Source organism: Streptomyces sp. NPDC041124 (assembly GCF_055592385.1).
Genome location: NZ_JBVIYR010000011.1, coordinates 96,013 through 109,844, shown reverse-complemented (window position 1 = coordinate 109,844; position 13,832 = coordinate 96,013). Strand labels below are relative to the sequence as shown.

Here is a 13,832-nt window from a genome sequence, read left to right as displayed (position 1 = left end):
GGGCAACCGCCATGACGACAGGTCGGCTCGGGCTGGGGGCTCCTCCTGGCCGCCAGGCTGGGGGCGGGGTCGCGCCGCCGAACGCTGCCTATGCGGGGCAGGTCGTGCACTTCCCGGATCCGGTGCGGGCGGCTCGTCATCCGCGGGGGGTGCGGGTGGATGAGCGTGGTTATCCGGATTTCTCTCCCTATGCGCGTGCGGCGGTGGAGATCGCGGATCCGCCGGAGGGTTTCGGTGTCGACGAGTTGCGTCTGACGGATTACGTGTCGGCGAACGCGGCGCTGGCGGCGGACGGGCACGAGTTGTGGGACACGGTGCCGGCGGTGGCGACGCCGCACGGCTGGACGTGGCACCACGTGGTGGGGTCGCGGCGGCTGGAGCTGGTGCCGGTCGAGGTGAAGGCGTTGCTGCGGCATCACGGTGGTGTGGCGACGGCGGTGGTGGACCACGAGAAGCGGGGGACGCGGCCGTTGCAGGAGACGCGGCCGGCGCATTTCGGGTTGCCGAAGTCGGGTGTGGCGGTGTCGGAGTCGCAGGTGCTGGGGGTCGAGGAGGATCTCGGGTACCGGTTGCCGGGTGCGTACCGGTCGTTCCTGAAGGCGGCGGGTGGTTGTGCGCCGGTGGGGACGGCGTTGGACGCGGAGCTGGGTCTGTTGGTGGACCAGCCGTTCTTCACGGTGCGGGACGAGGCGGCGGTCAATGACCTCGTGTATGTGAACAAGTGTCTGCGGGACCATCTCACCAAGGACTACCTGTGTGTCGCGTTCGTGCAGGGTGGTCTGCTGGCGGTGAAGGTGCGGGGTGAGCGGCAGGGTTCGGTGTGGTTCTGCGCGTACGACGATGTGCGGGACGTGGATGCGTCGTTGCCGCCTGCCGAGCGGGTGGAGCGGCTGTTGTTGTCGTGCGGTGAGGATTTCGACGTGTTCCTGTCGCGGCTCGCGGGGTCTCCGCCGGAGTTGGAGACGGTGGCGAATCTGATGGTGGACGGCGGGTTCGCGCGTGTCGTTCCGGTTTCGGCTGGGGAGTGAGGCTCGGCGATGGTGACGTTCGCGCAGGCGCAGGAGCGCGCCGAGGAGTGGGTCAACGGGGATGTGCCGGCGTACCAGCATCGTGAGGTGCGGGTGCGGGAGTTCGGTCTGGGGTTCGTGGTGTGGGCCGAGGACCGTGCGGAGGGGCCGCGTTCGGACGGTGGTGCGCAGCGGCTGGTGATCGCCCGGGACAGTGGTGAGGCGACGTTGTGGCCGGGGCTCGCGGTGGGTGAGGTGATCCGCAGGTACGAGGAGGAGTACGGCCGTGACGCGGCGGCGGCCGAGCCGGTGCCGGCGCCTGCGGCGCGGGTGGATCTGAATCAGACGTCGTTCTTGTTGAGTCCGCCGGAGTGGTTGCAGGAGGCGGCGGACCGGATGGGGATTCCGGATCGTCGGGGGGAGGGTTCGGGGTCGGTGGCGGCTCCGGCCGCGGATTCCGTTCCGGATCCGGAGCCGCGGGACGCGGTGCCGGCCGGCACGGGTGCGGAGCCGCGGGACGCGGGGCCGGGCGCTTCGGGTCCGCGGGACGCCGTGCCGGGTTCGCCGGGTTCCGGTGCGGGGGCTCCGGTGCCGGGTGCGGTGGCCGGGGCCGGTGGCGGGCCGGAGTGGCCCGCCGCGGGCGGGGGCGTTGTGGGGGCGGACGGTTCCGGGGCCGGGCAGGCGACTCCGTGGGCCGGTACGGACACCAACGCCGACGCCGGTGAGGACCGTTCCGTGCCGTTGCCGGAGACGGTGTTCGCGCAGCAGTTGAGCGAGTCGGGTGAGGACGGGCCGGCGTCGCCCCCGGCGGCGACGGCGGAGGCGCGGACGGCGTTGATCGCGGGTGGCAGTCAGCTGCCGCCGACGGCTGTGGCGCCGGCGGTTCCGGGGTCCGCGGCGGGGCGGGGGACGCCGCCGCCTCCGGCCGGTCCGGGTGTGCCGGAGCGGCCGCTCCCGTCGCACGCGGGTGACATCGCGGACGCCGCGACGAGCAAGGCGACTCGGCCGCCGCGACGGGGCGGGGGTCCGACGACGCCGCCCCCTCCGGGTGCGCCGGGGACTCCGGGTGCGCGGCCGGGCGGCTCGCCGGCGAGTGGTCCGGCGGGCGGGTACGTGCCGACGCAGATGGTGTCGTCGCTGGGCCCGGAGGGGCCGGGTGCGCCGACTCCGCCTCCTCCCGGTGCGCCGACCCCCCCTCCGCCCGGTGCGCCGAGCGTGCCCGGGGGTACGCCGCCGGGTGCGGTGCACCACGCGGCGACGATGTTCGCCGACCCGGGCGGGCCGGGTGCGCCCGTGCCCCCGGGGCCTCCCGGCGCTCCCGCTGCTCCCCAGCCGCCCGGTGCTCCCCAGCCGCCCGCTGCCCCGGGGGGCGGGCGTGGGCCGGTGCACCATGCGGAGACGGTGCTGGCCGCGCCCCCGGTGGGCGGTCCCGGTGTGCCTCCGCCGCCGGCTCCGCCCGGTGTGCCGGGTGGTGTTCCCCCGGTGCCGCCGGGGGCCGTGCCGCCGCCGGGTGCGCCTGTGCCGGGTCTTGCGGGGCAGCCGCCGGCGTACGGGTATCCGCAGCAGCCGGCCGGTCAGCCGACGGTCGGTCCCGGCTACCAGGCCGTGCTGCGCTACCGGGCGCAGGACGGCAGTGAGCAGCAGTTGATCCGGCGTTCGGCGCCGGGTACGCCGCATCCGGAGTGGCAGATCTTCCACGAGCTGCGCGCCATGAACGTGCCGCCGGACCAGGTCCTGGAGCTGCACACCGAGTTGGAGTCGTGCGCGCTGCCGGGTGCCTACTGTGCGCGGATGATCCGTGAGCAGTGGCCGCAGGCGCGGATCACGTCGATCGCGCCGTACGGCACGGATCACGCGAGCCGTCAGCAGGGCATGCAGCAACTGCTGGCCCACCAGGGTGAGTTGCATCAGGTGGCGGACGGTCCGGCGCGTCCGGCGCCGGTGCGTGCGCCGATTCCTCCGGTGCCTTTGGTGCCTCCGGTGCCGCCGGAGGCGATCGCGCAGGAGCTGGCGGGGGCGTTCGGGCCGGGGGTGTTCCGGTTCGAGCAGGCGGCGGTGTCCCGGCAGGGTGTGCCGCCGGTCGTGGCGCACACGCTGGTGGTGGCGGGGCTGCCGGTGGACATGGGCCCGTTCTTCTGGGCGCAGGCGCAGCCGGGACGTCCGGTGCCGACGCTGGCGGAGCTGGCGGTGGAGCGGGGTGTGCAGGCCGCTCCGGACGCGGGCTCGTACCTGGTGATGGGCAGTGACTTCGGCAAGGCGATCTGTGTGCAGTACGGCACGGCGAACATCGTCGCGGTGCCGGTGGAGGCCGGGCCGGGCGGTGTGTCCGTGCCGCCGCAGTTCGTGAACACGGGTCTGCCGGAGTTCGCGAGGTGTCTGGCGCTGCTGGGCCGGATGTGGCGGTTGCGGTTCGGGCTGAACCAGGAGCAGGCGGGCCGCTGGACGGTCGATTTCCAGGCGCAGTTGGCCGCGCTGGACCCGGCGGCGCTGGGTTCGCCGGAGAGCTGGTGGTCGGTGCTGCTGGAGCAGATGTGGGACGGGCTGCTGTGACCCGTCGTCGCTGAACCTCGCGCGAGGTCAGGAGCCGGGCCCGGTCGGATGGACGACCGGGCCCGGCTTCTGCGTGTCCTCCGTGCGGAGTGTCGCGTTATGAACCCTTCCGCGTGATCCACCAAGATGTGCGCGATTCATCCCATTTCGTGCTCGGTCGTCGTGCCGGGTGTCGGGTCCGTCGGTGAAAGAGGGGTTCCAGGGTGAGCAGCGCATCGGTGTCGTCGCAGGGCTTCGAGGTCGTACGGGGGCGTGGTTACCGTCCCTTGCAGGTGATCGCGTACGTGGAGGCCCTGTCGAAGGAACGCGACTTGGCCTGGGAACGGGCGGCGCGGCTCACGGTGCTCGCCAGGGAGATGGAGGAGGAGCTGGAGCTGCTGCGGGTGCGGGTGGCGGGCCTGCCCGAGCAGACCTACGAGTCGCTGGGGGAGAGCGCGAGGAGGCTGTTCGAGCTGGCCGGGGAGGAGGCGACGGCCGTGCGGGAGGGGGCCCGGCAGCACGCGCGGGACGTGATGGACCTGGCGCGGGACGAGGCGGCCGGCGTGCGGGAGGAGGCGCGCGTGTACGCCGACACGGTGCGCGCCGGCGCCGACACCTGCGCGGGCGAGCGGCTGGACGCGGCCCGCGCGGAGGCCGACGAGATCCGGATCGAGGCCCGGCTGGAGGTGAAGGAGCAGCGCGGGCGGATGCTGGCTGAGGTACGGGAGATGCGGGAGCGCACCTCGCGGACGCTCGCCGGGGTGGCCGGCGAGCAGGCGGAGCGGATGGACGCGGTGGAGCGGGAGGAGGCCGCGCGGGTGGCGGAGCTGGCCGCCCGTCAGGCGGAGGCGGAGGCGCGTGCGGAGCGCGAGCTGGCCGAGGCGCGGCAGGTGTTCGCCGAGGCGGAGGAGGCGGCGCGCCGCAGCGCGGAGGAGGCGCGGGAGCGGGCGGCGGAGGTGCTCGACGGGGCGCGCGTCCGGGCGGAGGAGATCGGGCGGGAGACGGAGCGGGTGCTGCGGGACCACGCCGACCGGCGGGAGGACGTGCAGGCGCACATGGACCATGTGTGCGCCAGCCTCAGTGCGTTGACGGGCCGGGTGGTGGACTGAGCCGGCGCCCGTCCCGCGCGGGCCGGCCGCGATGCGCGGGGGCGTGCCTGCGGGTAGCCCGGTCGGGGAGCGGGGTTGACCCTGACGCGGCGGGAGGGTGGAGCCTTGGACGGGGCCGTCGGTCGGACCGGCGTATGGCCCTTGGGGAGGAGGCGACCCTGAGACCGGCTCCACACTTCGGCGGAGTGCCCCTAGGGGTACCTCCGTACTACGGCTCGGGGAGAGGTCGTACCGGCGGAGGACGAGACGGGGCGGGAGGTGTCCTTAGTCTGGCCTTACGCCATCGGGGGGTGGCGGAGCCCAGCACCGGGGGTGGGGTTTTCCTCAGGAGAAGACTGCGCTGAGCACCAGCGCGCCCGGCCCTCCTCCACCGCCAGACTGAAGCACACCGGACGAACACGCACCGGGCACGCACCGGGACGGCCGCCGAGCACGGCGGGTGGCCGCAGGGGCTGTGCGTTCCTTTCGCTGACCGACTTAGGAGACTTACCGTGACATCGGCTGTGACCATTCCCAGGCACGGGGGCACTGGCGGGAGCACGGCCGTTGCCGCGCGGGCGCGGCAGGTCGTGAAGGCGTACGGGTCGGGTGAGACCCGGGTCGTCGCCCTCGACCACGTCGACGTGGACATCGCCCGCGGCCGCTTCACCGCGATCATGGGCCCCTCGGGGTCGGGCAAGTCCACCCTGATGCACTGCCTGGCCGGTCTCGACACGGTGACGTCCGGGCAGATCTACCTGGACGAGACCGAGATCACCGGTCTGAAGGACAAGAAGCTCACCCGGCTGCGCCGGGACCGGATCGGGTTCATCTTCCAGGCGTTCAACCTGCTGCCGACGCTGAACGCGATCGAGAACATCACGCTGCCCATGGACATCGCGGGCCGCAAGCCCGACAAGGCGTGGCTGGACCGGGTCGTGGAGACCGTCGGCCTCGCCGGACGGCTCAGGCACCGGCCGACGCAGCTGTCCGGCGGACAGCAGCAGCGGGTCGCCGTGGCGCGGGCCCTGGCCGCCCGGCCGGAGATCATCTTCGGGGACGAGCCGACCGGGAACCTCGACTCCCGTGCCGGCGCCGAGGTCCTGGGCTTCCTGCGCCGCTCGGTCGACGAACTGGGCCAGACCATCGTCATGGTCACCCACGACCCGGTCGCCGCCTCCTACGCGGACCGGGTGCTGTACCTCGCCGACGGCCGCATCGTCGACGAGATGCACCAGCCGACCGCCGAGCAGGTCCTGGACCGCATGAAGGACTTCGACGCCCGGGGGCGCACGTCATGACCGTCCTGAAGACCTCGATGCGCAACTTCTTCGCGCACAAGGGCCGCATGGCGCTGTCGGCGGTGGCGGTCCTGCTGTCGGTGGCGTTCGTCTGCGGGACGCTGGTGTTCACCGACACCATGAACACGACGTTCGACAAGCTGTTCGCGGCCACGTCGTCGGACGTCACGGTCAGCTCCAAGAGCGCCTCCGACGGCGGCGAGACGACCTCCGGCAACGGCAAGCCGCCCGTCGTACCGGCCTCCGTGCTCGACGAGGTGAAGGGCGCGGACGGCGTGAAGTCGGCCGAGGGCACCGTGTTCTCCACCTCGGTGACCGTCGTCGACAGCGACAAGGACAGCCTCTCGCCGACCAGCGGCGGCCCGACCATCGTCGGCAACTGGAACGCCAACGACGCCCGCACCATGGACATCACCTCCGGCGCGGCGCCCGCGGGCGCCGACCAGGTGATGGTCGACGCCGACACCGCCGACAAGCACGGCCTGGAACTCGGTGACGAGGTCGGCGTCATCAGCGCGGTCGGCACGCACCGGGCGAAGGTCTCCGGCATCGCCGACTTCACCGTCACCAACCCCGGCGCCGCGATGTTCTTCCTGGACCTCGCGACCGCGCAGCGGACCCTGGTCGGCGAGAGCGGCGTCTACACCCACGTCAACGTCACCGCCGCGGACGGCGTCAGCGACGAGCGGCTGAAGGAGCACGTCACGGCGGCGCTCGGCGGCGCGTACAAGGTGCAGACCGCCAAGGAGACCGCGGACGCCAACAAGGAGAGCGTCGGCGACTTCATGAACGTCATGAAGTACGCGATGCTCGGCTTCGCCGGGATCGCCTTCCTCGTCGGCATCTTCCTGATCATCAACACCTTCTCCATGCTGGTCGCCCAGCGCACCCGGGAGATCGGCCTGATGCGGGCGATCGGCTCGTCCCGCAAGCAGGTCAACCGCTCGGTGCTGATCGAGGCGCTGCTGCTCGGCGTGATCGGCTCGGTCCTCGGCGTCGGCGCGGGCATCGGTCTCGCCGTAGGCCTGATGAAGCTCATGGGCCTGATGGGCATGGAGCTGTCCACGAACGACCTCACCATCGCCTGGACCACCCCGGCGCTCGGACTGCTCCTCGGCGTCGTCGTCACCGTCCTCGCCGCCTACCTGCCCGCCCGCCGGGCCGGGAAGATCTCCCCGATGGCCGCGCTGCGCGACGCCGGGACTCCGGCGGACGCCAGGGCCGGCTGGATCCGCGGCGGGATCGGCCTGGTCCTCACCGGCGCCGGCGGGGCCTGCCTCTACCTGGCGGGAACCGCCGACAAGGCCACCGACGGCTCCCTGTGGCTGGGCCTGGGCGTGGTGCTGTCCCTGATCGGCTTCGTCGTCGTCGGCCCGGTGCTGGCGAGCGGTGTGGTCCGCGTCCTCGGCGCCGTCCTGCTGCGGGCCTTCGGACCCGTGGGCCGCATGGCCGAGCGCAACGCGCTGCGCAACCCGCGCCGCACCGGCGCGACCGGCGCAGCGCTGATGATCGGCCTGGCGCTGGTGGCCTGCCTGTCCGTGGTCGGCTCCTCCATGGTCGCCTCGGCCACCGAGGAACTTGACAAGACGGTCGGTACGGACTTCATCATCGGCAACGACATGGGCCAGCTGGTCGTCCCCGAAGCCGTGGAGGCCGTCAAGGCCGTCGGGGCCGTCGACCGGGTCACCCAGTACAAGTGGACCAAGGCCGACTTCACCACGCCCGACGGCAGGACCACCGACGACACCGCGATCACCGCGGCCGACCCGACGTACGCCACCGACCTGCGGGTCGAGACCGTCGCCGGGAAGCTCGCCGACGCCTACCGGCCCGACTCGATGTCCGTCCACGAGGACTTCGCCAAGGACCACGACGTCCGCGTCGGCTCCGTGATCGAGGTCGCCTTCAAGGACGGGACGACGGGCTCCCTGACGGTCCGGGCCATCACCAGCAGCGAGGCGGTCGTCGACGCGGGCGCGATGTACACGTCCACCGCCACCCTCGCCAAGTACGTGCCGGCCGACAGGATGCCCCTGGACCAGATGGTCTTCGCCTCGGCGAAGGACGGGCAGAAGGACGCCGCGTACACGGCCCTCAAGGAGGCGCTGCACGACTTCCCGCAGTACGAGGTGCGCGACCAGACCGACTACAAGGAGGCGCTGCAGAACCAGATCGGCCAGCTGCTGAACATGATCTACGGTCTGCTGGCCCTGGCGATCGTCGTGGCGGTCCTCGGTGTGGTGAACACCCTGGCCCTGTCGGTCGTCGAGCGGACCCGGGAGATCGGCCTGATGCGGGCCATCGGCCTCTCGCGCCGCCAGCTGCGCCGCATGATCCGCCTGGAGTCGGTCGTGATCGCCCTCTTCGGTGCCCTGCTGGGCCTCGGACTGGGCATGGGCTGGGGCGCCACCGCCCAGCAGCTGCTCGCCCTGGAGGGTCTGAAGGTCCTCGACATCCCGTGGCCGACGATCATCGGCGTGTTCATCGGATCGGCGTTCGTGGGCCTCTTCGCGGCCCTGGTCCCGGCCTTCCGCGCCGGCCGCATGAACGTGCTGAACGCCATCGCCACCGACTAGCCACCGCACACGGGGGTTGCGGGGGAACGCCGGCGCCGGAAAGTCCCCGGGGACTTTCCGGCGCCGGCGCGTGCATGCCCGCACGGGCTCCGGGTGCGCGGTCACCCGGGGCCCGTCCGGCTGCCCGGGGGCGCGGGGAACTGCGCCGCCGGCCCCCGGCCGGGCCGCAGCCGCCCATGGACCGGCGGCCCCACGGCGAGAAGGCCCGGTGCGGAGCACGCGGGTCCAGGGGGCGGAGCCCTTGGTGTCCCCACGCCACCGATGACCGGGCGGCGTTCGTTGTCCACAGCCCCCGCGTCCGCGGATCCGCCGACGTACCCTGGACACCCCCGGCCCGCAGCGCGCGTCGGGCCCGTCGTGTTGCACACCCCCGGACGGAAAGCGCCCCGAATGAGCCTGCACGGTCTGCTCGACGCCGTAGTCAAGGACACCGCCCTCGCCGAGGCGGTCGCCGCCGCCGCGGACGGCAACCGCATGCACGTCGACCTGGTCGGCCCGCCCGCGGCCCGCCCCTTCGCCGTCGCCGCCCTGGCCCGCGACACCGGCCGCCCCGTCCTCGCGGTCACGGCCACCGGCCGCGAGGCGGAGGACCTGGCCGCGGCCCTGCGCTCCCTGCTCCCGCCCGAGGGCGTCGTGGAGTACCCGTCCTGGGAGACGCTCCCGCACGAGCGCCTCAGCCCCCGCAGCGACACCGTCGGACGCCGCCTCGCCGTCCTGCGCCGCCTGGCCCACCCCCGCCCCGACGACCCCGAGACCGGCCCGGTCTCCGTCGTCGTGGCGCCCGTACGTTCCGTGCTCCAGCCGCAGGTCAAGGGCCTGGGCGACCTGGAGCCGGTCTCCCTGCGGACCGGACAGAGCGCCGACCTGAACGAGGTCGTCACAGCCCTCGCCGCCGCCGCGTACGCACGCGTCGAGCTCGTCGAGAAGCGCGGCGAGTTCGCCGTACGCGGCGGCATCCTCGACGTGTTCCCGCCGACCGAGGAACACCCCCTGCGCCTGGAGTTCTGGGGCGACGACGTCGAGGAGATCCGCTACTTCAAGGTCGCCGACCAGCGCTCCCTGGAGATCGCCGAGCACGGCCTGTGGGCCCCGCCCTGCCGCGAACTGCTGCTCACCGACGACGTACGGGAGCGGGCGCGGGTCCTCGCCGAGCAGCACCCGGAGCTCGGCGACCTGCTCGGCAAGATCGCCGAGGGCATCGCGGTGGAGGGCATGGAGTCCCTGGCCCCCGTCCTCGTCGACGACATGGAGCTGCTGCTGGACGTGCTGCCCGAGGGGTCCATGGCCGTCGTCTGCGACCCCGAGCGGGTGCGCACCCGCTCCTCGGACCTGGTGGCCACGTCGCAGGAGTTCCTGCAGGCCTCCTGGGCGGCCACCGCCGGCGGGGGCGAGGCGCCCATCGACGTCGGCGCGGCCTCGCTGCGGTCCCTCGCGGACGTCCGGGGCCGGGCCCGCGAACTGGGCATGATGTGGTGGTCGGTGTCGCCGTTCGCCGCCGACGAGACGCTGACGTCCGCCGCCGACGCGGCGGACGGCTCGGACACCCTCAAGCTCGGCATGAACGCCCCCGAGGCCTACCGCGGCGACACCGCGCGGGCGCTCGCCGACACCAAGGGCTGGCTCGCCGACGGCTGGCGCACGGTGTTCCTCACCGAGGGCCACGGCCCGGCCGCCCGCACCGTCGAGGTGCTCGGCGGCGAGGGCATCGCCGCCCGCCTGGACAAGGACCTCGGCGAGATCACCCCGTCCGTGGTGCACGTCTCCTGCGGCTGCATCGACCACGGCTTCGTCGACACCGCGCTCAAGCTCGTGGTGCTCACCGAGACCGACCTGACCGGGCAGAAGGCCTCCGGCCGTGACGGCGCGCGGATGCCGGCCCGGCGGCGCAAGACCATCGACCCGCTCACCCTGGAGTCGGGCGACTACATCGTCCACGAGCAGCACGGCGTCGGCCGCTACATCGAGATGGTGCAGCGCACCGTGCAGGGCGCCACCCGCGAGTACCTGGTGGTGGAGTACGCCCCCGCCAAGCGCGGCCAGCCCGGCGACCGCCTCTACATCCCCACCGACCAGCTGGAGCAGATCACCAAGTACGTCGGCGGCGAGGCGCCCACCCTGCACCGGCTCGGCGGCGCCGACTGGACCAAGACCAAGGCGCGCGCCAAGAAGGCCGTCAAGGAGATCGCCGCCGACCTGATCAAGCTGTACAGCGCCCGGATGGCCGCCCCCGGGCACCCCTTCGGCGCCGACACCCCCTGGCAGCGGGAGCTGGAGGACGCCTTCCCGTACGCGGAGACGCCCGACCAGCTCACCACCATCGCCGAGGTCAAGGAGGACATGGAGAAGACGGTCCCCATGGACCGCCTGATCTGCGGCGACGTCGGCTACGGCAAGACCGAGATCGCGGTCAGGGCCGCCTTCAAGGCCGTGCAGGACGGCAAGCAGGTCGCCGTGCTCGTCCCCACCACGCTGCTGGTGCAGCAGCACTTCGGGACGTTCAGCGAGCGGTACGCGCAGTTCCCGGTGGCGGTGAAGGCGCTGTCCCGCTTCCAGACCGACACCGAGGCCAAGGCGGTCCTGGAGGGCCTGCGGGAGGGGTCGGTGGACGTCGTCATCGGCACCCACCGCCTGTTCTCCTCGGAGACCAGGTTCAAGGACCTGGGCCTGGTCATCGTCGACGAGGAGCAGCGCTTCGGCGTCGAGCACAAGGAGCAGCTGAAGAAGCTGCGCGCCAACGTCGACGTGCTGACGATGTCCGCCACGCCGATCCCGCGCACCCTGGAGATGGCCGTCACCGGCATCCGCGAGATGTCGACGATCACCACCCCGCCGGAGGAGCGCCACCCGGTGCTCACCTTCGTCGGCCCCTACGAGCAGAAGCAGATCGGCGCGGCCATCCGCCGTGAACTGCTGCGTGAGGGCCAGGTCTTCTACATCCACAACCGGGTCGAGTCGATCGACCGGGCGGCGGCGCGGCTGCGGGAGATCGTGCCGGAGGCGCGGATCGCCACCGCGCACGGCCAGATGTCGGAGTCGGCGCTGGAGCAGGTCGTCGTCGACTTCTGGGAGAAGAAGTTCGACGTGCTGGTGTCGACGACGATCGTCGAGTCCGGCATCGACATCTCCAACGCCAACACCCTCATCGTCGAGCGCGGCGACAACTTCGGCCTCAGCCAGCTGCACCAGCTGCGCGGCCGGGTGGGCCGGGGCAGGGATCGCGGCTACGCCTACTTCCTGTACCCGCCGGAGAAGCCCCTGACGGAGACCGCGCACGAACGCCTCGCCACCATCGCCCAGCACACCGAGATGGGCGCGGGCATGTACGTGGCGATGAAGGACCTGGAGATCCGCGGCGCCGGAAACCTCCTCGGCGGCGAGCAGTCCGGGCACATCGCCGGGGTCGGGTTCGACCTGTACGTGCGGATGGTGGGCGAGGCGGTCGCGGACTACCGGCGGCAGCTGGAGAGCGGTGGGATCGAGGAGGAGCCGCCGCTCGAGGTGAAGATCGAGCTGCCCGTCGACGCGCACGTCCCGCACGACTACGCGCCGGGTGAGCGGCTGCGGCTCCAGGCGTACCGGGCGATCGCCTCCGCCAACAGCGAGGAGGACATCACGTCCGTGCGCGAGGAGCTGGCCGACCGCTACGGCAAGCTGCCGGAGCCGGTGGAGAACCTGCTGCTGGTGGCGGGCCTGCGGATGCTCGCCCGTGCCTGCGGGGTCGGCGAGGTGGTGCTCCAGGGCAACAACATCCGCTTCGCGCCGGTGGAGTTGCGCGAGTCGCAGGAACTGCGCCTGAAGCGGCTCTACCCCGGCACGGTCATCAAGGCGCCCGCCCACCAGGTCCTGGTGCCCCGGCCGAAGACCGCGAAGGTGGGCGGGAAGCCGCTGGTCGGGCGGGACCTGCTGGGCTGGGTCGGGGAGTTCCTGACGTCGGTGCTCGGGTCCTGACGCAGGGGGCGGAAAGGGGCGCGGTCCTCACCACCGGGCTGCTCGCCACCCTTTGCGTCCACGGCGCCCGGACGGCACAGGGCCGTCCGGGCGGGGATCGCCGTGGACGGCCCTGACGAGTGCGTGAGCCTTACGGCTGGTCGGGGCGGTCGCGGTCCATTCCGAGCCGGCGTTCGGCCTGCTGCTGCCCGGTGTCGACGTGCTGCTCGTACTTGCCGCCGGTCCTCTCGTTCACCTTCTTCTCCGCGGCGTCCGAGGCCTTGTGGGCCTTCCCGCGTGCCGCCTTGTTGCTCTTGAACTTGTCGAGGATGCCCATACGAGGCTCCTTCCGGAGTACGACTCCGTACCGACGATACGCGTGGTATGCGAGGAATGCCCAAATCGCGTGGATATGGTCTGGACCTGTCCGGGGCCCCTCGCGTGGTCCGGACCTCTCGCTCGTTACGGTGAGATCCGGCGTCGGTCCGCCCCCGCCGGGGCAGGGATCAGCAGAGCGAGGGAGGGGCGCGGTGACGCGACACATGGGGTGGGGCAGGGGAATCCGGCACACGGGACCGGCGGTGATCGCCGCGGTGGCTCTCCTCGCCGGCTGCGACGGGCTCCCGGAGGCGGACTCCCCGGCCGGCGGCGGCAGCGGCGAGTCCGCCTCCGACGGCCGCGCCGTGAGCCCGCTGGACAACCCGGACGGCACCGGGCCGGGCCTCGCGCCCGTGACCGGCGAGCGGGACCGTGCGGCGGCCGTCACCCTCATCGAGAAGGTGACCACCAAGGGCCGCGGCCCGAAGACGGGCTACGAACGGGACGCGTTCGGCTACGCCTGGATGGACACCGCGGACGGGGTCCCGCTGGCGAGGAACGGCTGTGACACGCGCAACGACCTGCTGAAACTCCACGGGGAGAACGTCGAGTTCCGCAGCGGCTCCCGCTGCGTGGTCGTGTCGATGGACCTGTACGACCCGTACACGGGCAAGGACATCGCCTGGAAGAAGGCGAAAGCCGCCGAGGTGCAGATAGACCACGTCGTGCCGTTGTCCTACAGCTGGCAGATGGGCGCGTCGCGCTGGCCGGAGTCCAAGCGTGAACAGCTCGCCAACGACGCCCTGAACCTGCTCCCCGTCGAAGGCCGCGCCAACTCGGCCAAGTCCGACTCCGGCCCCGCCTCCTGGCTGCCGCCGGACAAGCAGATCCGCTGCTCCTACGCGATCCGCTTCGCCCAGGTCGCCCTCAAGTACGAGATGGCGGTGACGGCGGCCGACAAGGAGACGATGCTGGAGCAGTGCGGCGGCTGACCGGCCCACCCGGCCCATGAGCCCGGACGCCGCCCGCGTCCCGGCCCCGGACTCCGCGGCGGCGGACGGCCCTTCGAGCCGGTCCGCCCGGCCG

8 protein-coding genes are annotated in these 13,832 nt (G+C 72.5%); 7 read left to right on the top strand and 1 reads right to left on the bottom strand.

What is annotated here, in order from left to right:
- Positions 1–11: 11 nt before the first annotated feature.
- The 6 genes from ACZ6A9_RS27135 to mfd all read left to right on the top strand — a co-directional run bounded on the left by ACZ6A9_RS27135 (position 12) and on the right by mfd (position 12,449).
- A complete protein-coding gene (locus tag ACZ6A9_RS27135) occupies positions 12–1,028 on the top strand; it encodes an SMI1/KNR4 family protein (RefSeq protein ID WP_468990235.1) in 1,017 nt (338 codons plus the stop codon).
- Between the two features lie 9 nt (positions 1,029–1,037).
- On the top strand, positions 1,038–3,557 hold the full coding sequence (locus ACZ6A9_RS27130; RefSeq protein ID WP_468990233.1) for an SUKH-4 family immunity protein: 2,520 nt from the start codon (positions 1,038–1,040) through the stop codon (positions 3,555–3,557).
- A gap of 203 nt (positions 3,558–3,760) precedes the next feature.
- Positions 3,761–4,645, top strand: a complete 885-nt coding sequence (locus tag ACZ6A9_RS27125) for a cellulose-binding protein (protein ID WP_468990230.1) — start codon at positions 3,761–3,763, stop codon at positions 4,643–4,645.
- A gap of 491 nt (positions 4,646–5,136) precedes the next feature.
- On the top strand, positions 5,137–5,925 hold the full coding sequence (locus ACZ6A9_RS27120) for an ABC transporter ATP-binding protein (RefSeq protein WP_190100509.1): 789 nt from the start codon (positions 5,137–5,139) through the stop codon (positions 5,923–5,925).
- Positions 5,922–8,501, top strand: a complete 2,580-nt coding sequence (locus ACZ6A9_RS27115) for an ABC transporter permease (RefSeq protein WP_468990227.1) — start codon at positions 5,922–5,924, stop codon at positions 8,499–8,501. The genes ACZ6A9_RS27120 and ACZ6A9_RS27115 overlap by 4 nt, the downstream gene beginning before the upstream one ends.
- Positions 8,502–8,891: 390 nt before the next feature.
- Complete coding sequence (gene mfd, locus ACZ6A9_RS27110) at positions 8,892–12,449, top strand: transcription-repair coupling factor (protein ID WP_468990224.1); 3,558 nt, start codon at positions 8,892–8,894, stop codon at positions 12,447–12,449.
- Positions 12,450–12,579: 130 nt separating this feature from the next.
- Here mfd and ACZ6A9_RS27105 read toward each other — a convergent pair whose 3' ends face one another.
- Complete coding sequence (locus ACZ6A9_RS27105) at positions 12,580–12,765, bottom strand: antitoxin (protein ID WP_468990221.1); 186 nt, start codon at positions 12,763–12,765, stop codon at positions 12,580–12,582.
- A gap of 193 nt (positions 12,766–12,958) precedes the next feature.
- Here ACZ6A9_RS27105 and ACZ6A9_RS27100 point away from each other — a divergent pair, with 193 nt between their 5' ends.
- Positions 12,959–13,738, top strand: a complete 780-nt coding sequence (locus ACZ6A9_RS27100) for an HNH endonuclease family protein (RefSeq protein WP_468990219.1) — start codon at positions 12,959–12,961, stop codon at positions 13,736–13,738.
- Positions 13,739–13,832: the final 94 nt, after the last annotated feature.

What these genes read in the sequence shown, in the direction of transcription:
- ACZ6A9_RS27105 (WP_468990221.1), bottom strand. Translation starts at nt 12,765, where the DNA reads ATGGGCATCCTCGACAAGTTCAAGAGCAACAAGGCGGCACGCGGGAAG.
- ACZ6A9_RS27135 (WP_468990235.1), top strand. Translation starts at nt 12, where the DNA reads ATGACGACAGGTCGGCTCGGGCTGGGGGCTCCTCCTGGCCGCCAGGCT.
- ACZ6A9_RS27130 (WP_468990233.1), top strand. Translation starts at nt 1,038, where the DNA reads ATGGTGACGTTCGCGCAGGCGCAGGAGCGCGCCGAGGAGTGGGTCAAC.
- ACZ6A9_RS27115 (WP_468990227.1), top strand. Translation starts at nt 5,922, where the DNA reads ATGACCGTCCTGAAGACCTCGATGCGCAACTTCTTCGCGCACAAGGGC.
- mfd (WP_468990224.1), top strand. Translation starts at nt 8,892, where the DNA reads ATGAGCCTGCACGGTCTGCTCGACGCCGTAGTCAAGGACACCGCCCTC.